We start from the raw sequence: 26,587 nt of genomic DNA, 5'->3' as shown, positions 1-26,587 counted from the left end.
TCTCTTTATTCCAGTGCCGCTGCATGCGTTGCAGGCGTGCGGCCAAACAGATTACCCACCAGGAAGGCCAGCAGGCTTAAGGTCAATGACGGAACGATTGGGTGGAAACCCCACCACTCAATTTTCAGGCTGGCAAGCAGCGTGTAGCATCCCGCACCGACCAGCATGCCGCTGATCGCACCCGTCGAATTGGCGCGCTCCCAATACAATCCCAGTACCAGCGGCCACAGGAACACCGCTTCAAGACCACCAAATGCCAGCAGATTCAGCCAGATAATCATATCGGGCGGATTCCACGCCGCCAGCAGCAGCAGCACACCAAGCACGAAAGTGATAGTGCCTGACAGCATGCGCAGGCGCGCCTCATTTTCACTGTGCTGCGGTGCAATACGCAGGTAGAGATCTTTGATCAGCGTAGCGGAGGATTGCAGCAGCTGCGCATTAATGGTCGACATAATGGCCGCCATTGGCGCCGCAAGAAATACGCCCGCCGCCATCGGCGGTAACACGGTAATCATCAGCGTGGGGATCACGCGATCGGGGATGGTGAGATCGGGCAAAATCACGCGGCCCAGCGCACCGGCCAGATGCATGCCAAGCATCAGGATCACCACCACAATGGTGCCAAGTACAATGCCACGATGCATCGCTTTGCTGTCTTTATACGAAATACAGCGCACCGCAGTGTGGGGCAGGCCAATCACACCGAAACATACCAGCACCGCAAACGAGCTAAGGAAGGTTGGATTGATGACATTGCCAACGCCTTCCGGCGACGTCAGTTGTGGATCGATGTTATGCAGTTTGGTTACTGCGCTTTCCAGCCCGCCCGCCTGGTGGATTACTGCGAAGAGGAGCAGGAAGGTGCCGATCAGCATCACCATGCCTTGCATCGCATCGTTCAGCACGCTGGCGCGGAAGCCACCGAAAGCGGTGTAGAGCGCGATGGTGCCGCCGAAGATAAGCAGGCCGGTGTCGTAAGGAATACCCGCAGCGGTTTCCAGCAGACGCGCACCACCGATGAACTGCACGGTCATCGCGCCAATAAACGCCACCAATAAACTGATACTGGAGAGCCAAATCAGCAACGTGCTGCCGTAGCGGCCATAAAGCATGTCGTTGAGCGTCACAGCATTGTAACGACGCGCCAGAATCGCGAATTTCTTGCCTAATACGCCGAGAGAAAGCCAGACGGCGGGCACCTGAATCATCGCCAGCAGCACCCAACCAAGACCATATTTATAGGCTGCGCCGGGGCCGCCAATGAATGAACTGGCGCTGATGTAAGTGGTGGTGATGGTCATGGCCAGCACAAAGCCGCCCATCGAACGGCTGCCGAGGAAGTATTCGCTCAGGAAGTTGCCCTGACGCTGCTTGCGCATCGCAAACACCGACAGTGCGGCGATCAGCACCAGATAGGCCAACAGCGGAAGAATGATTTCAGAGTCCATCGTTATCCTCCAGCGACATGTCGCGGAACAGCACGCGCACCATCAGCCAGCACAACACAATAAACAGCAGCGGGGCGAACAGACACGAAAGCTCGAACCATCTTGGTAAGCCAAAGAAGCCGATCTCATTGCCGCCCAGCCAGGCAGAAAGTCCCCAAACGGCAAGGTAGGCCAGCGTCAGATAAAACGACCAGCGCGCCTCTTTGTTCGCTTGTAAAAAACGCCAATCCATTATGTAACCTCAAAGGCGACAAAAATGAAAAAGGCCGGAGTTAACCGGCCTCTGTCTTGCTCTGCGCTGCGATTACTTCTCTTGCAGGCCGAGTTTTTTCTCCAGATAGTGGATGTTAGTGCCACCCTGCTGGAAGTTTTCGTCGGACATGATTTTCATCTGCAGCTCAATGTTGGTCTTGATGCCGTCGATGATCAGTTCCGCCAGCGCATTTTTCATGCGCGAGATTGCCACGTCACGGTTTTCACCGTAGGTAATCAGCTTACCAATCATGGAATCGTAGTACGGTGGCACGCTGTAACCGGCATAGATATGCGATTCCCAACGAACACCGAAGCCGCCCGGCGCGTGGAAGCGGGTGATCTTGCCTGGGCTTGGCAGGAAGGTATTCGGATCTTCGGCGTTAATACGGCATTCCACCGCATGGCCGCGAATCACCACGTCTTCCTGTTTGATCGACAGCGGCTGACCAGCAGCAATACGCAGCTGCTCTTTGATCAGATCGACACCGGTGATCATTTCAGTCACCGGATGCTCAACCTGAATACGGGTGTTCATCTCGATGAAGTAGAACTCACCGTTTTCGTACAGGAACTCGAACGTACCCGCACCGCGATAGCCGATGTCGATACAGGCTTTAGAGCAGCGCTCGCCGATATAGCGGCGCAGTTCCGGCGTAATGCCTGGCGCTGGCGCTTCTTCGACAACTTTCTGGTGACGACGCTGCATTGAGCAGTCACGTTCGGCCAGATAGATAGCGTTACCCTGGCCGTCGGCCAGCACCTGAATCTCGATGTGGCGTGGATTCTCGAGGTACTTCTCCATGTACACCATGTCGTTGTTGAAAGCCGCTTTGGCTTCCGCTTTCGTCATGTTGATGGATTGCTCAAGATCCTTGTCGCTGCGCACGACGCGCATACCGCGACCGCCGCCGCCGCCGGAAGCTTTGATGATCACCGGATAACCGATGCGCTTAGCGAAGGCACGGTTTTTTTCCATGTCGTCGGTCAGCGAGCCATCAGAACCTGGTACGGTTGGTACGCCGGCTTTCTTCATGGCGGTAATCGCAGACACTTTGTCGCCCATCAGGCGAATGGTGTCGGCTTTCGGGCCGATGAAGATAAAGCCTGAGCGCTCAACCTGCTCGGCGAAATCGGCGTTCTCAGAGAGGAAGCCGTAACCCGGATGGATAGCGACCGCGCCAGTAATTTCAGCGGCGGAGATCAGTGCCGGGATGTTCAGGTAGCTTTTGACCGAAGGTGGCGGGCCAATGCAGACGGTTTCGTCTGCCAGCAGCACGTGCTTCAGGTCACGGTCCGCAGTGGAGTGCACGGCAACAGTCTTAATGCCCAGCTCTTTGCAGGCACGCAGAATGCGCAGCGCGATCTCACCACGGTTAGCAATGACAATTTTATCCAGCATGCTTCGCCTCGTTATTCGATGATGACCAGCGGCTCGTCAAATTCAACCGGTTGGCCGCTTTCGACCAGAATCGCCTTCACGACGCCGGATTTGTCGGCTTCGATCTGGTTCATCATTTTCATCGCTTCAACGATGCACAGGGTGTCGCCGGCATTCACTTTCTGGCCAACTTCAATGAAGGCTTTCGCGTCTGGGCTTGGGGTGCGATAGAAGGTACCCACCATCGGTGAACGCACGATGTGGCCACTGATTTCTGGTTTAGCGGCTTCTGCTGCAGCCGGTGCGGCAGGTGCCACAGCGGTCGCCAGCGCAGGCTGCTGCTGCATCATTGGCGCAGCATAAGCTTGCTGCATCATTGGGTAGCCGGCATTTGCAGGCGAACGGCTGATACGAACGGACTCTTCGCCCTCGGAGATTTCCAGCTCGGAGATGCCAGACTCTTCAACCAGTTCGATCAGTTTCTTAATTTTACGAATATCCATGAGTGTGGTTCCGTACTCTGTTTAATTGGAATGTGACAGGCGTTTTACTGCCGTTTGTAAAGCCCACGAGTATCCATCAGCGCCAAGTCCACAGATGACGCCGGCAGATACATCGGAAAGATAGGAGTGATGTCGGAACGGTTCGCGTGCATGCACGTTCGAGAGATGCACCTCAATAAAAGGAATGCTAACCGCCAACAGGGCATCACGCAGTGCAACGCTGGTATGCGTAAACGCAGCAGGATTGATGATGATGTAATCCACGTTGCCGCGGGCTTCGTGAATACGGTCAATCAACTGAAACTCTGCGTTCGATTGCAAATGACTCAATTTCACATGGTGCTGATCGGCCTGTTGCGTCAGATCGCCGACGATTTGCGCCAGCGTGGTGTGACCATACTTATCAGGCTCGCGCGTTCCCAGTAAATTCAAATTGGGACCGTTCAAAAGCAGTATGTGAAATTTGTGCGCCATCTTGCTGCTATCTCCTGCAATCAGTAAGGCATCGCGTAAAATACCGCGCCATCTTGCGTTTGTCACCCTTGAGGATGAAAAAGAAGACTTCGCTTGCAATAAAGCCGGGCATTATATCCGTTTCGTCGACATTCGCAGCAAAATACTGGTCTTATCTGCGAAGTTGATCGAATGCGGCCCGAAGGCCACACTTTTTAACAGATCTCGCGGGAGGAACACAACCGTGCGGGGATTATCTGGAGAGAAGTTTACGCAACTTATTGTAACGCCACGCTAACAGCGCAATGGCCAGCAAAGCGTAGATTACCGGCTGCGGGGACAATACTTTCACAGACCAAAGATAGTGGATAGGTGCGAGGATCGCGACCAGATAGACGCCATTATGCAGCGTTTGCCAGCGACGACCCAGTTTGCGCTGCATGCGTTGAAATGAGGTGATAGCGAGGGCGAAGAGAATCGTCCAGCTGATCATCCCCAGTAACAAATAAGGACGAGAAATCAACTCACTGCCGAGTAAACGCAGATGATCGTAGCCAAGTTCCAGCAAGTAGTAGCTGGTGAGATGCAAACTGGCCCAGGCGAAACACCACACGCCGAGCAGACGGCGAGTACGAATCAGCAGCGGCTGTTTCAGGTAGCGCGTTAACGGGCTGACCAGCAGTGTGGCAAGCAGTAACTTCAGCGCCATTCTGCCGGTAAAATGCTGGATATCTTTCGCCGGATCGGCGCTCAGCCAGCCCTGACTCGCCGCCATAAACAGATAAACAAACGGCAGAAAAGCCGCCAGATGCAGCACGACTTTTAACGCAGTGATGTGGCGTAAAGTGAGGCGCACTTAATAGTTCTCCCGTAAATCCAGCCCGCGATACAGTGAAGCCACTTCTTTCGCGTAGCCGTTGAACAGCAGCGTAGGTTGGCGATCAACCTTTAGAATGCCGCCCGCGCCAATAAAGCGTTCGGTAGCCTGCGACCAGCGCGGATGATTCACATGCGGGTTCACATTGGCATAGAAACCGTACTCATTGGCGGCGATCTGGCTCCAGGTGGTTGGTGGACGATCGTGCGTCAACGTGATCTTCACAATCGATTTAATCCCTTTGAAGCCATATTTCCACGGCACCGTCAGGCGAATCGGCGCACCATTTTGCGGTGGCAGCGCTTTGCCATATACGCCGGTACTCAGCAGCGTCAGTGGATGCATCGCTTCATCAAGACGCAAGCCTTCTACATAGGGATAATCCAGCCCGCCGCCGATAAAGCGATCTTTCTGACCGGGCATTTGGTCAGGTGCATACAGCGTTTCAAACGCCACATAGCGTGCATTGCTGGTGGGTTCAGCCAGTTTCAGAAGCTTGTTAAGCTCGAAGCCGACCCACGGAATCACCATCGACCAGGCTTCGACGCAGCGCATGCGATAAATGCGCTGTTCCATTGCGAAACGCTTGAAGATGTCATCCATATCCAGCGTGATCGGTTTGGCAACTTCCCCTTCGATGCGCAGTTTCCATGGATCGGTTTTCAGCGTGCCGGCATTGGCGGCAGGATCGGCTTTATCCAGACCAAATTCGTAGAAGTTGTTGTAACCCGACACCTTATCAAACGGCGTGAGCGGCAAATCAGCCTGCCATTCGGCCGGTTTAGTGAAATCTAAATCTCTGCCAGCAGGCGCGGGCGGGCGGTTATTGCCTTTAAACCAGCTCAATACATCGGCTTGCGCCGTGCCTGGCAAACTGGCTGCTGCTGCGCCTAATCCCAACGCTTTCAGCACCTGACGGCGGCGCATATTAAAGACGCTTTCTGGCGTGACGTCGGCTTCTGTGAGCAAGTGCTTCAGGTTCATGACGTTCTCCTGTGAATAGTAAGTTATAACCAGCATGCTCAACTTCAGCGTCAGGCGCGAACTTGCGGGGAAAAATGTGAAATTTCCTGGCAAAACACACTCTTTGAGAATAGGACGAAAAAGCCCGTAGCAAAGTCAGGCCATCACGGTTTAACGCTATACTCGCGCCGTAGCGCTTATCAAGCTGTGTTATGTGCGATTTTGATGCCAGTCTGGCGCTGAATCACACCTTGATTTGTGCTATTTTGCTCAGGTTTGCGCCAGTGGTCAGAGTGGCGCCTACGGATTAACACCGTTCATAACCGCAGTGATGCAGGCACAGGGATGCGATTAACAACTAAATTTTCTGCGTTTATTACCTTATTAAGCTTACTGGCGATGATATTGATGCTGGTGGGCTGCGCTTTTAGTTTTATCTGGCTGTCGCAGCAGCGTGTAGAAACGCGCATGCAAACGCTGGCGACTGAAGTGGATAAAGCCCTGGCTTCACAATCGCCGCAGGAGATCACGCAGTGGCTGACGCGCATGATGCCGGTGGTCAATGCCGAACAGATGCAGCTGCTGAATGGCGATACCTTAGTGTTCAGTTTAGCCCGCCACGAAAATCCGATGTTAGAAGATGAGCCCAATCGCTTTGTGCAATTCGATTTGCCCCTGACGCATTCGCCGGGCCTTGAACTGCGCGTAGTGGTGCTCGATCCCGCCAAAACCCTGTTTCGCTCCTTTACCGGCACTTATACGCTGGTGGTCCTGTTTACTGTCGTCGCTATCATGTGTGTGCTGCTGGTTATGACCAACCGCTGGCTCAATCGGCGCTGGCACAATATGGAACAACTAGAAGCGCGCGCCGATCGCATTCTGGCCGGGGAACGCCGCTCCCCGGATGAGCATGCGGCGGAGTGGCCGCCGAAAGCCAGTCGCGCCATCGATACGCTTCTGGGCGATTTGCAGGAAGCGGGCGAGCAGCGTTTACGCATCGATACCTTAATTCGCACCTTTGCGGCGCAGGATTCGCGTACCGGTCTCAACAATCGTTTGTTCTTCGATAACCAGTTGGCGACGTTGCTGGAAGATCAGGAAGATGTCGGCACGCACGGCGTGGTGATGATGGTGCGCCTGCCGGATCTCGATACCCTGCACGAAACCCTTGGGCCAACGCTGGTGGAAGAGTATCTGTTTGACCTGATTAATATGCTGTCGACCTTTGTGCTGCGCTATCCGGGCGCATTGCTGGCACGTTACTTCCGCAGTGATTTCGCCGTCTTGCTGCCGCATCGCACTCTAAAAGAGGCCAACAGCATTGCCGACCAACTGATCAATGCCGTCGATTCACTGCCGCCGATGCGCATGGTCGATCGCGATGATCTCATCCACATCGGCATCAGCGCGTGGCGCAGCGGACAAAGTGTCTCGCAGGTGATGGAAAATGTGGAGATGGCCACGCGGCGTGCGGCATTGCAGGGCGGCAACAGTTGGTCGGTTGGCGAAGGCAATACGCTGGACATGGGGCGCGGCAGCGTGCGCTGGCGGACCTTGCTGGAGAACACGCTCAATCGTGGTGGCCCGCGAATGTACCAAAAACCGGCGGTGCTGCTGGATGGAAAAGTCCATCATCGCGAATTACTGACGCGCGTGTTCGATGGCGACAAAGAAGTGGTGTCGGCGGAGTTTATGCCGCTGGTGTTGCAGCTGGGTATGACCGATAGCTGGGATCGCCAACTGGTGGCGCGTATTGCGGCGCTCTCTGAAATGTGGCCGGATGAAACCCTGGCACTACCAGTGAATATTGACTCGCTGTTGCAGCGGCCTTTCCAACGCTGGCTGCAAAAACTGCTGCTGCAGTGCAGCAAAACGCAAAGAAAACGTTTTTTATTTGAACTTGCTGAGGCCGATGTTTGTCAACACATCAGCCGTTTAGTGCCGGTTTTCCATATGTTAACGGCATTTGGCTGTCGCATTGCGGTGGATCAGGCCGGATTGACGGTGGTGAGCAGCGCTTATATCAAGCAATTCCCGATTGAAGTGATTAAACTTGCGCCGGGTTTGGTACGCAACATTGAGCGACGTACCGAGAACCAGCTGTTTGTGCAGAGTTTGCTTGAAGTGTGTAAGTCATCACCAACGCAGGTTTTCGCCGCAGGTGTGCGTACGCGCGCGGAGTGGCAAACGCTGTCGGGATTGGGTGTTTCTGGCGGGCAAGGCGATTTCTTTGCGCCCTCGTTGCCGGTCAACAGTAATGTAAAGAAACACTCGCAACGTTATCGAATTTAAACCTTCAGCGCGCGAACTGCGGGCTGATGGCTGTTTTTCTCGCTTATTAGTGCCGGAGCGCGCGATGCTGGCGGCTGGAAATGTTAGATTTTATGTCGAAATTTGCCCGCTATCGCCGGGAGAATTTAGGTTAAAACGGCGTGTTAACGCCATTTAACTGCGGCAAAAGACCCTACGATCAGGCCAAAAAAGTATTCAGCGTATTTTTTCACCGAAGCAGAACGTTTTTGCGCCTTGTAGCGGCTTCGCGTGGTTGGTAAAGTAGGCGGATTTTATTTTCCGCCCCCAGCTTGCAGGATTATCCCTTAGTATGTTTAAAAAATTTCGTGGCATGTTTTCCAATGACTTGTCCATTGACCTGGGTACCGCGAATACCCTGATTTACGTGAAAGGACAAGGCATCGTGTTGAACGAGCCTTCTGTGGTTGCCATTCGTCAGGATCGTGCCGGCTCCCCAAAGAGCGTAGCGGCTGTCGGTCATGACGCTAAGCAGATGCTTGGCCGTACGCCGGGCAACATCGCTGCTATCCGTCCTATGAAAGATGGCGTTATCGCCGACTTCTTCGTCACCGAAAAAATGCTGCAGCACTTCATTAAGCAAGTGCATAGCAACAGTTTTATGCGTCCAAGCCCACGTGTGCTGGTCTGCGTACCGGTGGGTGCGACCCAGGTTGAGCGTCGTGCCATCCGTGAATCTGCACAGGGTGCAGGCGCGCGCGAAGTCTTCCTGATTGAAGAGCCAATGGCTGCGGCGATTGGTGCAGGTCTGCCGGTTTCTGAAGCAACCGGTTCGATGGTGGTTGATATCGGTGGTGGTACCACTGAAGTAGCAGTGATCTCGCTGAATGGCGTGGTTTACTCCTCTTCTGTGCGTATTGGTGGTGACCGCTTCGATGAAGCTATTATTAATTATGTCCGCCGCAACTACGGTTCACTGATCGGTGAAGCGACTGCGGAGCGCATCAAGCACGGCATCGGTTCTGCTTATCCGGGCGATGAAGTGCATGAGATTGAAGTGCGCGGCCGTAACCTGGCAGAAGGTGTACCTCGTGGCTTTACCCTGAACTCTAACGAGATTCTTGAAGCGCTGCAGGAACCGCTGACCGGTATCGTGAGCGCGGTGATGGTTGCACTGGAACAGTGCCCGCCAGAATTGGCTTCTGACATCTCCGAGCGCGGCATGGTGCTGACCGGTGGTGGCGCATTGCTGCGTAACCTCGATCGCCTGCTGATGGAAGAGACCGGTATTCCGGTGGTCGTGGCAGAAGATCCACTGACCTGCGTAGCACGCGGCGGTGGTAAAGCATTGGAAATGATCGACATGCATGGCGGCGATTTGTTCAGCGAGGAGTAATTCCTCAACGGCTAAGGCCCTGGTCAAATTGCGCAGGGAATAGCGCCTATGCTGACGCTGCTGCTGCAACGCACGACGGCGAGATGCGTCCAGCCCTGGAGGCGTTGGCTATACGGCTAACGCTTCTTCCCTGATGTCGAGGAACACGCAGAATTTATGAAGCCGATTTTTAGCAGGGGACCTTCCCTGCAGTTGCGCCTCTTTCTGGCAGTCATTGTGGCTATCGCGATTATTATCGCTGATAGCCGCGTGAGCTCCTTTTCCCAGATTCGCAACTACCTGGACACGTCGGTCAGTCCATTTTATTTTTTGGCCAACGGGCCAAGACAACTTCTTGATGGCGTTTCCGAAACGCTGGCGTCACGTCAGCAATTGGAGCTGGAAAACAAAGCACTGCGCCGTGAGCTCTTCCTGAAAAACAGTGACTTGCTGATGCTGGGGCAATATAAGCAGGAAAACGCGCGTCTGCGTGAACTGCTTGGCTCGCCGCTGCGCCAGGATGAGCACAAGATGGTGACGCAGGTGATCTCCACCGGCACCGATCCTTATACCGATCAAGTGGTTATCGACAAAGGCAGCGTAAACGGTGTTTACGAAGGCCAGCCGGTGATCAGTGATAAAGGGGTTGTTGGTCAGGTGGTTGCAGTCGGTCAGGTTACCAGCCGCGTATTGCTGATTTGCGATGCATCGCATGCATTGCCGATTCAGGTGTTGCGTAACGATATTCGCGTGATTGCCGCCGGTAATGGCTGCAGCGAAGATCTGCAGCTGGAACATCTGCCGGGCAACACCGATATTCGCGTGGGCGATGTGCTGGTCACGTCTGGCCTGGGCGGCCGCTTCCCGGAAGGTTATCCGGTTGGCGTGGTCTCCTCGGTGAAAGTCGATACACAGCGTGCTTACACGGTGATTCAGGCGCGTCCAGCGGCTGGCTTGCAGCGTTTGCGCTATCTGCTGCTGCTGTGGGGCGCAGATCGTAACGGCGTAGCACCAATGGCGCCGGACGAAGTGCATCGCGTTGCCAACGAACGTTTGATGCAGATGATGCCGCAGGTTCTGCCGCCAGCAGGCGAAATGGGCCCACCGGCACCGGATACTTTGCAGTCATCACAGCAAATGGGGCCACCGCAACCCGCTAATAGCAGTCGTTCGCAAGGGAATTCTGCGAACACACGCGGAGGCCAGCCTTGAGTCGATATCGCAGCCAGGGCCGATGGGTTATCTGGCTGTCCTTTCTGATTGCCCTCATCCTGCAAATCATGCCGTGGCCGGAACAGATCTTCATGTTCCGGCCTTCATGGCTGTTGCTGATCCTGATTTACTGGGTGCTGGCGCTGCCGCATCGGGTGAATGTTGGTACCGGTTTTTTCCTCGGTGGCATCATGGATCTGGTAGCAGGTTCAACGCTGGGCGTGCGTGCGCTGGCATTCAGCATCATCGCGTATCTGGTGGCCTTTAAATTTCAGTTATTCCGAAACTTAGCGTTGTGGCAGCAGGCATTAATGGTTATGGTGCTGTCCCTTGCGGTGGATGTGATTGTTTTCTGGGCAGAATTCCTGGTTATTAACGTCTCATTCCGCCCGGAAATCTTCTGGAGTAGTGTGGTCGACGGCGTCCTGTGGCCCTGGCTATTCTTATTGATGAGAAAGATTCGCCGTCAATTCGCTGTTCAGTAAGGAATACTATGATTAGCCTGTACCTCGCATCCGGTTCACCGCGTCGACGTGAGCTGTTAACGCAGCTTGGTCTGCAATTTGAACGCCTGATTACCCACGTAGAAGAGCAGCGTCAGCCAGAAGAAGCGGCTGAAGTTTACGTGCGTCGTCTGGCGTCAGATAAGGCGCGCGCGGGCGTCGCGGTAGCACCGCAGGATCTGCCGGTGTTGGGTGCCGATACCATTGTGGTACTGAACGGTGAGGTACTGGAAAAGCCGCAGGATGCCGCGCACGCCGCCGCGATGCTGAGTAAGCTTTCAGGACAAACCCATCAGGTAATGACCGCCGTAGCGCTGGCTGATAAACAGCGTGAACTGGATTGCCTGGTGACCACGGACGTGACCTTCCGCAAGATGACGGCGGAGGAAATTTCGCACTATATCGCCAGTGGCGAGCCGATGGATAAAGCCGGCGCGTACGGAATTCAGGGCCTTGGCGGCAATTTTGTCCGCAAGATTAATGGAAGCTATCACGCCGTAGTGGGATTGCCGCTGGTTGAGACCGGTGAGCTGCTGAGTCATTTTCAGTCACTGCGGGCGTTAAGGGGACAAGATGACGGCTGAACTGCTGGTAAATGTGACACCTTCGGAAACCCGTGTTGCCTACATTGATGGCGGCATTCTGCAGGAAATCCACATTGAGCGCGAAGCACGACGCGGCATCGTGGGCAACATCTATAAAGGACGCGTCAGTCGCGTCTTGCCGGGTATGCAGGCGGCCTTTGTCGATATTGGCATGGAAAAAGCCGCTTTTCTGCACGCCTCCGACATCATGCCGCACACCGAATGCGTGGCGGGTGATGAGAAGAAAAATTTTGTGGTGCGCGACATCGGCGAACTGGTGCGTCCCGGCCAGGATTTGATGGTGCAGGTGGTGAAAGATCCGCTTGGCACCAAAGGCGCGCGCCTAACCACCGATATTACCTTGCCTTCGCGCTATCTGGTGTTCATGCCTGGCGCATCACACGTTGGCGTGTCACAGCGTATTGAGACCGAAGCCGAGCGCGAACGACTGAAAACGGTGGTTGCGGCACACTGTGACGATCTCGGCGGCTTTATTATTCGTACCGCCGCCGAAGGCATTGGTTCGGAAGAGTTGTCGCAGGATGCCGCTTTCCTGAAACGTTTGTGGACCAAAGTCAGCGAGCGTAAAAAACGTAATCAGACGCGTTGCCTGCTGTACGGTGAGCTGGCGTTAGCGCAGCGTGTACTGCGTGATTTCGCCGGTGCCGCGCTGGATCGCATCCGCGTGGATTCGCGTTTGACCTGCGATTTGCTGGTGGAATTCACCAGCGAATACATTCCGGAAATGGCCAGCAAGCTGGAGCTCTACAGCGGCAAGCAGCCGATTTTTGATCTGTTCGATGTCGAGAACGAAATTCAGCGTTCGCTGGAGCGCAAGGTCGAGCTGAAGTCCGGCGGTTATCTGATCATCGATCAAACCGAAGCCATGACCACGGTGGATATCAATACCGGCGCGTTTGTCGGACACCGTAATCTCGACGAAACCATCTTCAATACCAACATTGAAGCGACGCAAGCTATCGCGCGTCAGCTGCGACTGCGCAACCTCGGCGGCATCATCATTATCGATTTCATCGACATGAGTAACGACGAACATCGCCGTCGCGTGCTGCATTCGCTGGAGAGTGCGCTGAGCAAAGATCGGGTGAAAACCGGCATCAACGGTTTCTCGGCGCTGGGTTTGGTGGAGATGACGCGCAAGCGTACGCGAGAAAGTATTGAACATGTGCTGTGCGCCGATTGCCCGGTGTGCAAAGGGCGCGGCACCTTGAAAACGGTGGAAACCGTCTGCTATGAGATCATGCGTGAAATTGTGCGCGTGCATCACGCCTACGATTCCGACCGCTTCCTGGTGTACGTTTCCCCGGCGGTGGGCGACGCGCTGAAGGGCGAAGAGTCACACGCGCTGGCGGAAGTGGAAATCTTCGTCGGTAAGCAGGTCAAAGTTCATGTTGAACCGCTCTATACCCAAGAGCAGTTTGATGTCGTCATGATGTGATCGTGAGGTTAAGTTCCGTAAGCCAACGGACAGCAAGGAGAGGTGTGTGAGGCGGTTGCCGAGGATTTTGTTACTGCTGCTCGCCGCAATCATCGTAATTGTGGCGCTGCTGGTCAGCGGGTTGCGCCTCGTGATGCCGCACCTCAACAGTTATCGCAGCGATATTCTGCAGACGATCTCACGCGTCAGCGGCGTCACGGTCGATGCCAGCGAACTGCAAGGGAAATGGGAGAATTTCGGCCCGACGCTGCAGGTGCGCGATCTCAAAATCTCGATGCAGGAAGATGGTCAACTCACCATCGGCCGCGTCAATCTGGCGCTCAACGTGTGGCAATCGCTGCTGCACTGGCGCTGGCAATTCCGCGATCTCACCTTCTGGCAGCTGCATCTCGAAACCAATCATCCGCTGTTCACCAGCGACGAACAGAAGAACAGCTTCAAACCGGCGCAAATCAACGATCTGTTTTTGCGTCAGTTCGATCACTTCGATCTGCGCGACAGCAGCATCCGTTTTCTGACGCCGTCCGGCCAACACGCCGAACTGGCGATTCCGCGCCTTACCTGGTTGAACGAAAATACCCGTCACCGCGCTGAAGGCGAAGTGAGCCTTTCCAGCTTTACCGGCCAGCATGGCGTGGTGCAGGTACGACTTGATCTCAACGACAGCAACGGCTTACTCAGCGATGGCCGCATCTGGATGCAGGCCGATGATGTGGATGTGCGGCCGTGGATTGGTCCGTGGCTGCGTGACAACACCAGCCTTGAAAGCGCGCGTTTCAGTCTGGCTGCGTGGGCGAATTTGCGTGATGGCGATCTCTACGCCGGTGATTTGCTGCTGAGCAAAGGCGGTGCGCGCTGGCGCGGCGAGCAGGGCGATCATCAATTACAGGTCGATGGCTTAACTGCACACTTGTCGCGCTACCAAAATGGCTGGAGCCTTTCGGTACCGCAAACTCGCCTGAGCACCGACGGCATCGCGTGGGCGCCGGGGCATTTTTCTCTGCTGTGGAAGCCGGAAGATAAGCAGATGCTCGGCGCCAACAGCGCGGCGGAAGTGCGCGTGCGTGCCACCCAACTCGACTTAGAACGTCTGGCACCGATCGTGCCGCTGTTTAAGCCACTTTCGCCGACTTTGCTGGATAACTGGCGTTCACTGCAACCGCGCGGCCACATTGATGCGCTGGCGCTGGATATCCCGTTGCAGCAGCCGGAGCAAACGCGTTTGCAGGCGAAGTGGCGCGATCTCGCCTGGCAACAGTGGGAATTGCTGCCGGGTATCAGCAATCTCAGCGGTAGCGCCAGCGGCAGCTTAAACAATGGCTTGCTGGATGTGGCGATGGGTCAGGCGGAAGTGCCGTACGGCGATATGTTCCAGGCTCCGCTGCAAATCAAACAGATCACCGGCCAGCTTAACTGGCTGCGTGATGCCAACGGCTTAACGCTGGATGGACATCAGCTGGATGTGCAGGCGCGTTCGCTGTGGGCACGCGGCGATTTCCGCTACCAGCAGAATTTGGGGACCGCGCCTCGCCTTGATATTCTCGCCGGGATTCGCGTCACCGATGCCGGCGATGCGTGGCGCTACTTCCCGCAGCAGCTAATGGGCCACGATCTTACACACTATCTCAGTGATGCGATTAAAGGCGGGCAGGTGGATAACGCCACGCTGCTGTTTGCTGGCGATCCCGCGCTGTTCCCGTTCAAACACAATGACGGCATGTTTGAAGTTTGGGTACCGCTGCGCAATTCCACCTTCCAGTTCCAGCCCGGCTGGCCTGTACTGGAAAATCTCGACATCAATCTCGACTTCCTCAACAACGGTTTGTGGATGAAAGCCGAGCAAACCAAGCTCGGCGAAGTTGATGCGCGCAATGTCAGCGCGGTGATTCCGGATTACCTGAAAGAGAAGTTGATTATCGATGGCGATATCAGCGGCGAAGGCAAAAAAATCGCCGACTATTTCGAGCAAACGCCGCTGAAGCCAACACTCGGCGCGGCGCTGCAGGAGTTGCAGATTGGCGGCAATGTGCGCGGCAAACTCAATCTCGATATTCCGTTGGATGGCGAGCAGGTGCACGCCAGCGGCAATGTGGTGCTGAACAACAACACGCTGCATATCAAACCGTTAAAAACCACGCTGAACAATCTCACCGGCCGCTTCCGTTACAACAACGGCAATCTGGAGAGTGAAGAGTTGCAAGCCAACTGGTTCGGGCAGCCAACCGGCGTGAGTTTTAGCACGCAAGAGAATCCCAACGATTTTGGCGTGAACGTCAAGCTGCTGGGCGATTGGCAGCTAGGTAAACTCAAGGTGCTGCCGGACGCCATCACGCGTCAGTTAGGCGGCTCTTTACCGTGGCAGGGCAATGTGGATATCACGTTGCCGCACAAAGGTGGTGCGACCTACAAAGTTGCACTGCAAGGCGAGGGTAAAGCAGTAAGTAGTCACTTACCTGCGCCGCTGGATAAAGCGGCCGGTGAAGTGATGCCGATTACCATCAACGCGGATGGCGATCTAAAAGGCTTTACCTTGAACGGTAGCGTGCGCGAGCACCATCGTTTCAATAGCCGCTGGATTCTGGAGCCGCAGCTGCGCGTTGATCGCGGTATCTGGCTTAACGATGCGAAAAGCACACCGAAGCTGCCGGAAAAACGCGGCATGGAGCTGAATCTCCCGCCGCTGGATGGCGAAGCCTGGATGGGGATGATGGCTGGCGCAGGCAGTTCACGCAATGCGCAGGGCGAACCTGAAGTGGGCGGTGCATTGCTGCCTGGCGACTTCATTCTGCGCACACCAGCGCTGACGCTCGGCGGTCAGCAGTGGCACGACGTTAACGCCACCGTGACGCAGGGCACAGGCGGCAACACGCGTTTGCAGGTGGAGAGCCGTGAAGCACGTGGTAGTTTGCAGACGTCACAGCAGTCTCCGTGGCAGATCAACCTAAGCTATCTTTACTACAATCCTGAATGGGCTGAGAAAACTGACGGAAAATCATCGCCGTTTGGCGGTAACAGTAGCAACATCAACTTCAGCAGCTGGCCAGCATTACAGCTTAACTGTGATGAGTGCTGGCTGCGCGGACAGAAATTCGGTCACATGCAGGCGAAGCTACAGCCGCAAGGCGATACGTTAGCACTTACTAACGGTTCGATTGATTCTGGCAGCTCAAAATTGAATGTGGCGGGCGAATGGGTGAATAAACCCGGCGATCAGCGCACTTCGCTGAAGGGCAGCCTAAGCGGCGAAAATATTAACGACGCCGCCAACTGGTTTGGCATGAACACGCCGCTGCGCGACGCACCGTTCAAACTCGATTACGATCTGCACTGGCGTTCTGCGCCGTGGCAACCATCGGTAGAGACGCTGAGCGGTACGCTGAAAAGCCACTTTGGCAAAGGCCAGATCGCCGATGTTAATACCGGTCGCGCGGGACAGTTGCTGCGTCTGTTTAGCTTTGATGCCTTGCTACGTAAGATGCGCTTCGATTTCAGCGACACCTTTAGTGATGGTTTCTATTTCGATTCGATTAACGGCACAGCGTGGATTGAAAACGGCGTGATGCGCACCGATAACCTGCTGGTGGATGGCCTTGAAGCGGATATCGCCATGAAGGGCAACATCGATTTGGTGAAGCGTCAGATCGACATGGAAGCGGTGGTTGCCCCGGAAATCTCCGCCTCGGTCGGCGTCGCCACCGCCTTTGTGATCAATCCGGTGGTTGGCGCAGCAGTGTTCGCGGCCAGTAAAGTACTGGGGCCGCTGTGGAATAAGATTTCGCTGTTGCGTTACCACATCAGCGGACCGCTGGATAAGCCTGAAATCAATGAAGTACTGCGCAAACCGCGCGAAGACGATAAGAAGTGAATTTGACGCCGTCGGGTAATTGCCGCAGGCTATGACTATCCGAGCACATAATGAGTGAGAAACGATGACTCTGAATCTGGTAAGTGAGCAGTTGCTAACTGCGAACAGCATTAATCAGCAGGACCTTTACTCCCTGTTAGGGCAGCTTTCAGAACGTCGTCTGGATTATGCCGATCTCTATTTCCAGTCCAGTTTCCACGAATCCTGGGTGCTGGAAGACAAAATTATCAAAGATGGTTCTTACCATATCGATCAGGGCGTGGGCGTCCGCGCCGTTAGCGGCGAGAAAACCGGTTTCGCCTACGCTGACCAGATTTCCCTGAATGCACTGCGTCAGTCGTCTGAAGCGGCGCGCAGCATCGTGCGTGAGCAAGGCAACGGCAAAGCGCATACCTTATCGGCGGTCCTGAACCGCTCGCTGTATGCGCCGGTTAATCCGCTGGATAGCCTGACGCGTGAAGACAAAATTGCTCTGCTGCATCGCGTTGATAAAGTGGCGCGCGCTGCCGATCCGCGCGTGCAGGAAGTGAATGCCAGCCTGAGCGGCGTCTACGAACAAGTGCTGGTGGCGGCAACTGACGGCACGCTGGCGGCAGATATTCGTCCGCTGGTGCGTCTGTCCATCAGCGTGCAGGTCGAAGATCAAGGTAAACGCGAACGTGGCTCAAGCGGCGGCGGTGCGCGTACCGGTTATGAATTCTTCCTCGCCGATGAGAGCGGTGATGTGCGTGCCGATGCCTGGGCGCGTGAAGCGGTGCGCATGGCGCTGGTCAATCTTTCTGCCGTGGCGGCACCCGCTGGCATGTTGCCGGTGGTGCTGGGCGCGGGCTGGCCGGGCGTGTTGCTGCATGAAGCGGTTGGACATGGTCTGGAAGGTGACTTCAACCGTCGTGCGACATCGGTATTCAGCGGCAAAATGGGCCAGCTGGTGGCTTCAGAGCTGTGTACCGTGGTTGACGATGGCACCATTGAAGGTCTGCGCGGTTCGCTGGCGGTCGATGATGAAGGCGTGCCGGGCCAGTACAACATGCTGATCGAAAATGGCGTGTTGAAAGGCTACATGCAGGACAAGCTGAATGCGCGCCTGATGGGCGTTAATCCAACTGGTAACGGTCGCCGTGAATCTTACGCGCACCTGCCAATGCCGCGCATGACCAACACTTACATGCTGGCGGGCAAATCGACGCCGCAAGATATCATCGAAAGTGTGGAGTACGGCATTTATGCGCCGAACTTCGGTGGCGGCCAGGTTGATATCACCTCCGGCAAGTTCGTGTTCTCCACCTCAGAAGCTTACCTGATCGAAAAAGGCAAAGTGACTACGCCAGTCAAAGGCGCCACGCTGATTGGCTCCGGCATTGAGGCGATGCAGCAGATCTCAATGGTTGGCAACGACCTGGCGCTGGATAAAGGTGTCGGCGTATGCGGTAAAGAGGGACAAAGCGTGCCGGTTGGCGTGGGCCAGCCAACGCTGAAGCTGGATAAAATCACCGTAGGTGGCACAGCCTAATGCTGTAGGGTCGCCATTCATGGCGACCTTGGTGCTATCGCTGCCAGAACCACGCTGGGTTGTGGCGGTCCTCGCGCCGCTTACGCGGTACCTTCACGCCGTTTGGCAGCCTTACGGACCGGCTTAGACGGGGCTTCCTGCCCCGGCTTCGCCTTAAGCTCGCGTCCTGCGAGCTTATCCTGGCCGCCTCACTCTGTTCAGCGCTGCGGATTGCCACAACCCAGCGCGGCTCTGTCAGCTTTTCAACATTGTTGCAGTGTTAGATAAATTCACAGTTTTCACTATCCAGTGGCAGCAGACGTTGCAGCTTCCGCACTAATCACAAAATAACTCAACCCTTCCGATGCTGCTGATACTGCTGCGCCACCTGTTTGAAATACTCGGTCAGATAATCAATACAGACCTGCACTTTCAGCGGCAGCTTATCTTTCTCGGTATAGAGCGCATACACCGGGCGCGGCTCCGAGTGATATTGCGGGAACAGAATATCGATTTCTCCCGCGCTGATCTCATCAATCACCCACATCAACGGCACATAAGCGATACCGCAACCTGCTTTTAGCCAGCGAATCAGCGTCTGCGAATCGTTGGTGACGAAACGGCCCTGCGGCGTCAGGCGCGTCACTAATCCTTCGGGCGCAACCAGTTCAAAAGTGTTATCCGGTCGCACGCTGTATTCCAGCCAGGAAAAATTATCGATCTCGCCGGGCTTCTCTGGCGTGCCGTGCTGCGCCAGATAGCTCTTCGCCGCGCACACCACCATCGGCATCGCGCCCAGCCGACGCGAGAACAAGTTCGAATCCTGCAACGCACCTACGCGCACCACCAAATCCAAACCGTTGGCGATCAGATCGGGTGCAGGAATGCCTGTCACCAGATTGACGCTCAAACCCGGATATTCGCGTAACATTTCGCTGGTCATCGCCGATAAGACATTTTGCGCCATCGTCGATGAGCAGCCGATGCGTAGAATACCGATCGGCGTATTGTTGAAGGCATACAGCTGCTCGTGCACCTGCGAAGCCTCCGCTAACATGCGGCGACAGCCCTGAAAATAGATCTTTCCGGCTTCGGTCAGGCCAATGCTGCGCGTGCTGCGATTAAGCAATTTGACCTGTAACTCATCTTCCAGTTTGGCGACAATCTGGCTGATAGACGAAACGCTAAGCTGTAGCTGGCGCGCTGCGGCGGTAAATGAACCCAATTCAACCACTTTGGCGAAAATGGACATGCTTTTGAGTCGATCCATTGTTTACTCTGGCTAAAAAGTGATTTAGCTCACAATATGTAGAAAACGTATAGTCAAGCGCGTTACTATACGCGTCGCTGGGTCTCTTCACTGCACCTGTACATGGCTGTGTTAACCCGATGATACGCTATGATTAGCTCAACGCGGCCTGAATGTTGCCATCAGTTTATCCGTCATCCCCTGATCGTAAACCCAACGTGCCGCACGGCATGTGGGCAGGTATCGGTGCAATCCGGCAAGGTCGAACTAAGGATCCGAAATGAGTGTGCTTCCGGTATTTGTCGTATTCGGGCTGAGTTTTCCGCCCATCTTCGTTGAACTATTAGTTTCACTGGCGCTGTTCTGGCTGGTGAAACGCGTGCTGACGCCCAGCGGGATCTACGATCTGGTTTGGCATCCCGCACTGTTTAACACCGCACTGTATTGCTGTGTGTTTTACCTTGTATCCCGTTTATTCGTCTGAGGTTCTTTAAGTGAAAGCGCTAATAAGAAAAATCGCGCGATACGCGATTACACTCCTGCTGGTTGTCATCGCCATCGTGATCATCTTCCGCGCGTGGGTGTTCTACACCGAATCACCGTGGACGCGTGATGCCAAATTCTCTGCCGATGTCGTGGCGATCTCGCCTGACGTCACCGGCATCATCACTGACGTGCCGGTGCACGATAACCAACTGGTGAAAAAAGGCGATACGCTTTTTGTGGTTGACCGTCCGCGCTACCAAAAAGCGCTGGATGAAGCCCAGGCGGATGTCGAATATTACCAGGCTTTGGTGAGTGAAAAACGCCGTGAAGCCACGCGTCGCAATCAGTTGGGTACCAGCGCTATGTCGCGTGAAGCGATTGAGCAATCCAACAACGATCTGCAAACCAGCGAGCATCAGTTGGCGAAGTCCGTTGCCACGCGCGATCTGGCGGTGATCGACCTCGATCGCACCACCATCAAAGCGCCATCTGACGGCTGGGTCACCAACCTCAATGTTTATCAGGGCGAATTTATCACGCGCGGTTCAGTCGCCGTGGCGCTGGTACAGCAGCACTCCTTCTATGTGCTGGCCTATATGGAAGAGACCAAGCTGGATGGCGTGCGTCCTGGCTTCCGCGCGCAAATCACGCCGTTGGGTAGCAACGCAGTGCTGCGCGGCACCGTCGACAGCATCGCGGCAGGCGTAACCAACAGCAGCAGCAGCAGCGACAGCAAAGGCATGGCGACCATCGACTCGAATCTTGAGTGGGTGCGTCTGGCGCAGCGTGTGCCGGTGCGTATTCGTCTTGATGAGCAACCGGGCAACCGCTTCCCGGCGGGTACCACCGCAACAGTGGTGATCACCGGTGCGCAGGATCGCGAAACCAAAGTCTCGCCGCTGGCGCAGTTGTTCAATCGCCTGCGTGAGTTTGGTTAAGCGAGGGCGATATGATTGAGTTTTTGCGTTTCCCGGTGAAGCTCACCTTCGCGCTGGTTGCGGCGTTGATGATTGGCTTTCACTTCAATCTGGAAACGCCGCGTTGGGCGGTGATGACCGCCGGCATCGTGGCCGGTGGTACCGCCTTTGCTGCGGGGGGCGATCCCTATTCTGGCGCACTGCGCTATCGCGGCATTCTGCGCATCATCGGTACTTTCATTGGCTGTATTGCCGCGCTCACCATCATGATTGCCACGGTGCGTGCGCCGGTGGTGATGCTGCTGCTGTGCTGTATGTGGGCTGGCATGTGCGTGTGGCTCTCGTCGCTGATCAAAGTCGAAAACTCCTATGCGCTCGGCCTCGCCGGTTATACCGCGCTGATCATCGTGGTCACGGCGGATGCCAGCGGCGGCTTAACGCTGGCTCCTCAGTTTGCGGTTGAGCGCTGCAGTGAAATCGTCATCGGTATTCTGTGTGCGATTCTCGCCGACATGTTGTTCTCGCCGCGTTCGATCAAAAAAGTGATTGAGCAGGAAGTGGATGCGCTGCTGGTGGCGCACTACAAACTGCTACAGCTGTGCGTTGCGCATGAAGATAAAGACGAAGTGGATAAAGCCTGGAGCGCGTTAGTGCGTCGCACCACGGCGCTCAACGGCATGCGCGGCCAACTGATGATGGAATCGTCACGCTGGAAAAACTCCAGTCGCCGCCTGCAAATGCTCAACACCTTATCGCTGACGCTGATCACCCAGGCCGCCGAAACCTTCCTGATTCAAAACTCGCGCCCGGAATATATTCCACCGCACTATCGTTTGCTGATCGAAAAAGAGGTCAACGACGTCAACGATGTGCATAAGCGCATGAAGGTGATGCGTCGCTTGATTGGTGTGAGCAGCAAAACCGTGCCGGTGACGCTGGCGAGTTGGGTCGGCGCAGCTACCGAATATCTGCTGCTGATTAACGGCATCAAAAGCAACAGCCGCATTACCACGCTGGAAGAGAGCATTCTGCAGCGCGAAGTGGTGATTCAGGCGCGCTCCGCTGAAACCCATCACGCAATGATCAACGGCGTGCGTACCTTTGTCGCCACCGCGCTGGGTTCTCTGTTCTGGCTGTATACCGGCTGGACATCCGGCAGCGGCTGCATGGTGATGCTGGCGGTGATTACCGCGCTGGCAATGCGTATGCCGAATCCGTTGATGATGGCAAAAGACTTCCTTTACGGCATGACGGTTGCGGTGCCGCTCGGCGCGCTTTACTTCATCTTTATTCTGCCCGCGACCCAGCAAAGTGCGTTGCTGTTGTGTATCGCCATCGGCGCGCTGGGTTTTATCGGCGGCATCTTCGTGCAGCGCCGCCAGTTAGGTACGCTAGGCGCGCTGATTGGTACCATCAATGTGCTGGTGCTGGATAACCCGATGAAGTTCGAGTTCAACGTGTTCCTTGATAACGTGTTGGGCCAGGTGATTGGCTGCTTTGTGGCGATGATGGTGATTCTGCTGATTCGTGATAAATCGCGCGATCGTACCGGACGTAAGCTGCTGAACCGCTTTATGTATGCAGCGGTTGCCGCGCTTACTACTAATCAGGCGCGTCGTCGTGAAAACCACTTGCCGGCGCTGTATCAGCAACTGTTCTTGCTGCTCAACCTGTTCCCCGGCGATATCGATAAGTATCGTATCGCGCTGACGCTGATTATCGGCCATCAACGCCTGCGTAATGCCGAAGTGCCGGTGAATGCCGATCTCTCGGCCTATCACCGCCAGCTGCGTTACACCGCCGATCGCATTATCTCCGCGACCAGCGATGAAAAGCGGCGCTATTACTTCGAGCGGCTTCTGCAGGAGCTGGATGTGTATCAGGAGAAGCTGCAGCACTATGCGGCACCTGATAACGTCACCGAACCGGTGAAACGCCTGGCGCTGATGCTGGATAAGTATCAGAACACCTTAATACAAATCTGAAACTGGCCGCTGCAACGTGCAGCGGCCTTTTAGATCCCACGCTGACACAAAAACCTCTGATATTGGCATCTATACTTTCCTGACAGGACGCAAACTGACAGGAGAAAACCGATGTCCACTTCCCTGCAACAACATGAATTATTCAAGACCGGCTATTTCGCTGATGGTCAGTGGCGTAACGCCAGCGCGACCTTTGAGGTAACCAATCCCGCTACCGGCGAAGTCATTGCCAACGTAGCGAAAGCCGGTCAGCACGAAACCGAACAGGCGATTGCCGCCGCGCAGCGTGCATTTCCCGCCTGGCGCGACAAAACCGCCAAGGCGCGTGCCGAAATCCTCAATCGCTGGTATCAGCTGATCATTGAGAACAAAAGCTGGCTCGGCCAGTTGATGACCGCCGAGCAGGGTAAACCGCTCAAAGAAGCCGAAGGTGAAGTGGAATACGCCGCCAGCTTTATTCAGTGGTTTGCCGAACAGGCGAAACGCGCCAACGGTGAAATCATCCCGCCAGCAAAACCGGGCTCGCGCATTCTGGCGACGCGTGAACCGATTGGTGTGGTCGCAGCGATCACGCCGTGGAATTTCCCGATGGCGATGCTGACGCGCAAACTCGGTCCTGCGTTGGCCGCTGGCTGTACCGGCATCATCAAACCTGCTAACAACACGCCGCTAAGCGCCTTCGCGCTGCTGGCGCTGGCGCAAAAAGCCGGCGTGCCTGATGGCGTGCTCAATGCGGTGGCGGGCGATACGCATGCCATCAGCGACGCGATCATGGCCAGCAAAGCGGTGCGTAAAATCTCCTTTACCGGTTCCACCGCGGTGGGCAAAACGCTGATGCGTAATGCCGCCGAAACCATGAAAAAAGTCTCAATGGAGTTAGGCGGCAATGCGCCTTATATCGTGTTTGATGATGCCGATATTGATGCGGCGGTGCAGGGCGCGATTGCCAACAAATTCCGCAACGCCGGACAGGTGTGCGTTAGCGTTAACCGCTTCTATGTGCATAACGCGGTGTACGATCGCTTCGTCACTCAGCTGGCCGATGCGGTGGGTAAACTTAAAGTCGGTAATGGCGTGGAAGAGGGCGTGATTGTTGGCCCGCTGATTGAGCAGTCCGCGCTGGAGAAAGTGGAAGAGCACGTCAAAGATGCGTTAAGCAAAGGCGGCAAATTGCTGGTTGGCGGCGAACGTCATCCTCTTGGCGGCAATTTCTGGCAACCGACGGTCATCGCCGAAGCACATGAAGAGATGAAGCTGGCGCAGGAAGAGACGTTTGGTCCGGTTGCAGCCTGCTTCCGCTTTGACGATGAAGCCGAGGTGATTGCGCGCGCCAACAATACTGAATATGGCCTAGCGGCTTACTTCTACACGCAGAATCTGCAGCGAGTATTCCGCGTCTCAGCGGCGCTGGAAGCGGGCATGATCGGTATTAACGAATGCGCGGTATCAACCGAGCTGGCACCGTTTGGCGGCGTGAAAGAGTCCGGTTTGGGACGCGAAGGCTCGGTGTTGGGGATGGAAGAGTATCTGGAAGTCAAAGCGTTGCACCTCGGCGGACTCAGTTAGCCGCGACAACTAAGAGGGCGTCATGATGAGAACCGAGCGTTTCGATTTCGATGAGATTGTCGATCAAGCCCATTTTTATCGACAGTTTAGCGATCGTTTTGCGCTAGCCGATCTCGCCATCAACGATCTTGACGATCTTTGGGATGCGATTGTGGGTGAGCAACTGCCGTTGCCGCTGGAGATTGAGTTTGTAAATCTGGGGAAAGGGCAGAAACGCCGGTATGGCGCATTGATCCTGCTATTTGATGAAGCAGAAGAGGAGCTGGAGGGCCAGCTCCGCTTCAATATAAAGTAAAAAGGGCCCCGGCGAGCGGGGCCAAAGGGTTCGTCTTAATTGACGAGGAATTACTTATACAGCTCAGCTGTCACGTGATAGCTGTCGCCGGTTTTCGCTTCAATCACTTTGTAAGCGCTGGCACCTTGCTCATCCGCTTTCTGAGAAAGCTCGGCACGATAATCCATTGGCGAACCGCCGGTTCCGCTGATTGAAATAGTGCTGCCGGTAGGTTGCAGATTCTGCGCCTGTTGTTCAGTCACCAGCTGTGCTGCAGAAGCACCAAAGGCGAACAGGGAAAGCAGAGTAGCAGTTGCGATGGTTGTTTTGATTTTCATAATTTTCTCCTCGTTTAATCAACAACCTGCGGCAGAAAAGGGGTAGGCGGGTCGTCGATCTATTGCCTGGCGCCTTCAAGGCGCCGGACGTTCAATTAGTGATTATTTGTAGAGTTCAGCAGTAACGTGGAAGGTATCGCCACGGTTGCTCTCAATAATGCGGTAATGGCTAGCACCCTGCGCATCGGCTTTCTGTGACAGTTCCTGACGAACGTTGGTTTGGTCGCCGTCAACACCGCTCACGCTGATGGTTTGGTTCAGGGATTGCAGCTGTTCAGCTTGTTCGTTTGAAACCAGGCTTGCGGCGCTCGCGCCAAAAGAAAGAACAGAAGCCAGGCCCAGTACTGCGATAGCTAATTTGGTTTTCATGATTCACTCTCCTGAAATTGGGGTCGGCAACCTGAGAGGCAAGAGCGTCTCAAACGGGTCGCCGTTCACATTGCGTCTTAAGTCAGTAACTTATTTATACAGCTCAGCGGTTGCGTGGTAGCTGTCACCGGTATTCGCCTCGATCACGCGGTATGCTTTCGCACCTTGCTGATCGGCTTTATCGTTTAACTGCTGACGGATATCCATTGGAGAACCGCCCACGCCGCTGACGCTGATGGTGCCTGCGGATTGCAGATTCGCTGCCTGTTCGGCATTAATAGAATCTGCTGCAAAAGCACCAAATGACAGAGCAGATAGAACACTCAGGGTTGCGATAGTAGTTTTAACGTTCATAATATTTTTCCTCGTCGTCTATTTTTATCTTTTTCTTTCGTGTGATTTGCATCACGAAACTAAGTATAGATCTAATCACCCATGAAATTAATATCCAGCTAATAATGTTTGGTTGTAATTCTTTATCCTTATGGCACTTTTTTAGAACCTGAAGTTATAAAAAACGCCTGGATCTTAACCATAGGTGGTTATTTAGCCGTAAAAACAATGATCTACATCAAATTATCTTTTAGTGCGAAAGATCATGGTTGATCTCGCTGGCTGATACGCATGGAGAAGGGAAAGGCACTGAGAACGATGTGTAAAGCAGTGTAAAATAGCGCATAAGGTTAAGCAGGCGCAAAGGTCGTACCAATCTATTAGCTTGAAAAGAACCGCTAAGCATATGGATAACTTATTATTTACAAAGGGGTTTGTCACAGGTTGGTTACG

The 26,587-nt window shown here is 54.9% G+C and carries 24 protein-coding genes; 13 read left to right on the top strand and 11 right to left on the bottom strand.

The genetic code is table 11. The annotated features are described in order from the left end of the window. Positions 1-5: 5 nt before the first annotated feature. From panF to msrP, 7 genes are all read right to left on the bottom strand, one after another. Positions 6-1,451: a sodium/pantothenate symporter gene (gene panF, locus NR302_RS17450; protein WP_258144064.1), complete on the bottom strand. Its 1,446-nt coding sequence runs from the start codon at positions 1,449-1,451 to the stop codon at positions 6-8. After that, a complete protein-coding gene (locus NR302_RS17445; RefSeq protein WP_008102001.1) occupies positions 1,441-1,683 on the bottom strand; it encodes a YhdT family protein in 243 nt (80 codons plus the stop codon). The genes panF and NR302_RS17445 overlap by 11 nt, the downstream gene beginning before the upstream one ends. Positions 1,684-1,755: 72 nt before the next feature. Next, on the bottom strand, positions 1,756-3,105 hold the full coding sequence (gene accC, locus NR302_RS17440; RefSeq protein ID WP_008101999.1) for an acetyl-CoA carboxylase biotin carboxylase subunit: 1,350 nt from the start codon (positions 3,103-3,105) through the stop codon (positions 1,756-1,758). 11 nt (positions 3,106-3,116) lie between these two features. After that, on the bottom strand, positions 3,117-3,587 hold the full coding sequence (accB, locus tag NR302_RS17435; protein ID WP_008101997.1) for an acetyl-CoA carboxylase biotin carboxyl carrier protein: 471 nt from the start codon (positions 3,585-3,587) through the stop codon (positions 3,117-3,119). A 21-nt stretch (positions 3,588-3,608) separates the two neighbouring features. Continuing rightward, positions 3,609-4,061 carry a type II 3-dehydroquinate dehydratase gene (gene aroQ / locus NR302_RS17430; RefSeq protein WP_007891972.1) on the bottom strand — a complete coding sequence of 151 codons (453 nt, stop codon included), beginning with the start codon at positions 4,059-4,061 and terminating at the stop codon, positions 3,609-3,611. Between the two features lie 232 nt (positions 4,062-4,293). Continuing rightward, positions 4,294-4,896 carry a protein-methionine-sulfoxide reductase heme-binding subunit MsrQ gene (gene msrQ, locus NR302_RS17425; protein WP_258144063.1) on the bottom strand — a complete coding sequence of 201 codons (603 nt, stop codon included), beginning with the start codon at positions 4,894-4,896 and terminating at the stop codon, positions 4,294-4,296. Further along, positions 4,897-5,901 (bottom strand): protein-methionine-sulfoxide reductase catalytic subunit MsrP, encoded by a 1,005-nt coding sequence (gene msrP, locus NR302_RS17420; protein WP_008101993.1) that lies wholly within the window; start codon positions 5,899-5,901, stop codon positions 4,897-4,899. 324 nt (positions 5,902-6,225) lie between these two features. Between msrP and csrD the strand changes: the two genes are divergently transcribed. The 8 genes from csrD to tldD all read left to right on the top strand — a co-directional run bounded on the left by csrD (position 6,226) and on the right by tldD (position 18,638). After that, positions 6,226-8,172 (top strand): RNase E specificity factor CsrD, encoded by a 1,947-nt coding sequence (csrD, locus tag NR302_RS17415; RefSeq protein WP_258144062.1) that lies wholly within the window; start codon positions 6,226-6,228, stop codon positions 8,170-8,172. Positions 8,173-8,482: 310 nt separating this feature from the next. Continuing rightward, complete coding sequence (gene mreB, locus NR302_RS17410; RefSeq protein ID WP_007891976.1) at positions 8,483-9,526, top strand: rod shape-determining protein MreB; 1,044 nt, start codon at positions 8,483-8,485, stop codon at positions 9,524-9,526. A gap of 156 nt (positions 9,527-9,682) precedes the next feature. Then, on the top strand, positions 9,683-10,717 hold the full coding sequence (gene mreC, locus NR302_RS17405; RefSeq protein WP_008101989.1) for a rod shape-determining protein MreC: 1,035 nt from the start codon (positions 9,683-9,685) through the stop codon (positions 10,715-10,717). After that, complete coding sequence (gene mreD, locus NR302_RS17400; RefSeq protein ID WP_008101987.1) at positions 10,714-11,202, top strand: rod shape-determining protein MreD; 489 nt, start codon at positions 10,714-10,716, stop codon at positions 11,200-11,202. Before mreC ends, mreD begins: the two co-directional genes overlap by 4 nt. Positions 11,203-11,210: 8 nt before the next feature. Next, positions 11,211-11,804 (top strand): nucleoside triphosphate pyrophosphatase, encoded by a 594-nt coding sequence (locus NR302_RS17395; protein WP_258144061.1) that lies wholly within the window; start codon positions 11,211-11,213, stop codon positions 11,802-11,804. Continuing rightward, the gene (rng, locus tag NR302_RS17390; RefSeq protein ID WP_061720203.1) at positions 11,794-13,263 is read left to right on the top strand and encodes a ribonuclease G; all 1,470 of its coding nucleotides are present in this window, start codon (positions 11,794-11,796) and stop codon (positions 13,261-13,263) included. Before NR302_RS17395 ends, rng begins: the two co-directional genes overlap by 11 nt. Positions 13,264-13,309: 46 nt before the next feature. Beyond that, complete coding sequence (yhdP, locus tag NR302_RS17385; RefSeq protein ID WP_258144060.1) at positions 13,310-17,128, top strand: AsmA2 domain-containing protein YhdP; 3,819 nt, start codon at positions 13,310-13,312, stop codon at positions 17,126-17,128. A gap of 64 nt (positions 17,129-17,192) precedes the next feature. Continuing rightward, on the top strand, positions 17,193-18,638 hold the full coding sequence (tldD, locus tag NR302_RS17380) for a metalloprotease TldD (protein ID WP_061720201.1): 1,446 nt from the start codon (positions 17,193-17,195) through the stop codon (positions 18,636-18,638). Positions 18,639-18,969: 331 nt separating this feature from the next. Here the strand turns inward: tldD and aaeR are convergent, their stop codons facing one another. Further along, complete coding sequence (aaeR, locus tag NR302_RS17375) at positions 18,970-19,887, bottom strand: HTH-type transcriptional activator AaeR (RefSeq protein WP_008101977.1); 918 nt, start codon at positions 19,885-19,887, stop codon at positions 18,970-18,972. A 259-nt stretch (positions 19,888-20,146) separates the two neighbouring features. Between aaeR and aaeX the strand changes: the two genes are divergently transcribed. The 5 genes from aaeX to NR302_RS17350 all read left to right on the top strand — a co-directional run bounded on the left by aaeX (position 20,147) and on the right by NR302_RS17350 (position 25,115). Next, positions 20,147-20,350, top strand: coding sequence for a p-hydroxybenzoic acid efflux pump operon protein AaeX (gene aaeX, locus NR302_RS17370; protein WP_007891984.1), 204 nt, complete (start codon positions 20,147-20,149; stop codon positions 20,348-20,350). Between the two features lie 10 nt (positions 20,351-20,360). Then, positions 20,361-21,290, top strand: a complete 930-nt coding sequence (gene aaeA, locus NR302_RS17365) for a p-hydroxybenzoic acid efflux pump subunit AaeA (protein ID WP_008101975.1) — start codon at positions 20,361-20,363, stop codon at positions 21,288-21,290. Between the two features lie 11 nt (positions 21,291-21,301). Next, on the top strand, positions 21,302-23,254 hold the full coding sequence (gene aaeB / locus NR302_RS17360) for a p-hydroxybenzoic acid efflux pump subunit AaeB (RefSeq protein WP_154154900.1): 1,953 nt from the start codon (positions 21,302-21,304) through the stop codon (positions 23,252-23,254). A gap of 111 nt (positions 23,255-23,365) precedes the next feature. After that, entirely contained in the window at positions 23,366-24,820 is a 1,455-nt protein-coding gene (locus tag NR302_RS17355; protein ID WP_258144059.1) for an NAD-dependent succinate-semialdehyde dehydrogenase, read from the top strand. A gap of 25 nt (positions 24,821-24,845) precedes the next feature. Then, positions 24,846-25,115: a hypothetical protein gene (locus NR302_RS17350; protein ID WP_036647722.1), complete on the top strand. Its 270-nt coding sequence runs from the start codon at positions 24,846-24,848 to the stop codon at positions 25,113-25,115. A 50-nt stretch (positions 25,116-25,165) separates the two neighbouring features. On the opposite strand, the gene yhcN (NR302_RS17345) is transcribed toward NR302_RS17350, so the two are convergent. From yhcN (NR302_RS17345) to yhcN (NR302_RS17335), 3 genes are all read right to left on the bottom strand, one after another. Continuing rightward, positions 25,166-25,432, bottom strand: a complete 267-nt coding sequence (gene yhcN / locus NR302_RS17345) for a peroxide/acid stress response protein YhcN (protein ID WP_008101968.1) — start codon at positions 25,430-25,432, stop codon at positions 25,166-25,168. Positions 25,433-25,534: 102 nt separating this feature from the next. Then, positions 25,535-25,801 carry a YdgH/BhsA/McbA-like domain containing protein gene (locus NR302_RS17340; protein WP_154154906.1) on the bottom strand — a complete coding sequence of 89 codons (267 nt, stop codon included), beginning with the start codon at positions 25,799-25,801 and terminating at the stop codon, positions 25,535-25,537. 90 nt (positions 25,802-25,891) lie between these two features. Then, the gene (gene yhcN / locus NR302_RS17335; protein WP_008101965.1) at positions 25,892-26,155 is read right to left on the bottom strand and encodes a peroxide/acid stress response protein YhcN; all 264 of its coding nucleotides are present in this window, start codon (positions 26,153-26,155) and stop codon (positions 25,892-25,894) included. Positions 26,156-26,587 lie beyond the last annotated feature (432 nt).

Source organism: Pantoea sp. SOD02 (assembly GCF_024707505.1).
Classification (GTDB): Bacteria; Pseudomonadota; Gammaproteobacteria; order Enterobacterales; family Enterobacteriaceae; genus Pantoea; species Pantoea symbiotica.
The sequence above is the reverse complement of the archived record's forward strand: the minus strand, read 5'-3'. Positions and strand labels throughout refer to the sequence as shown.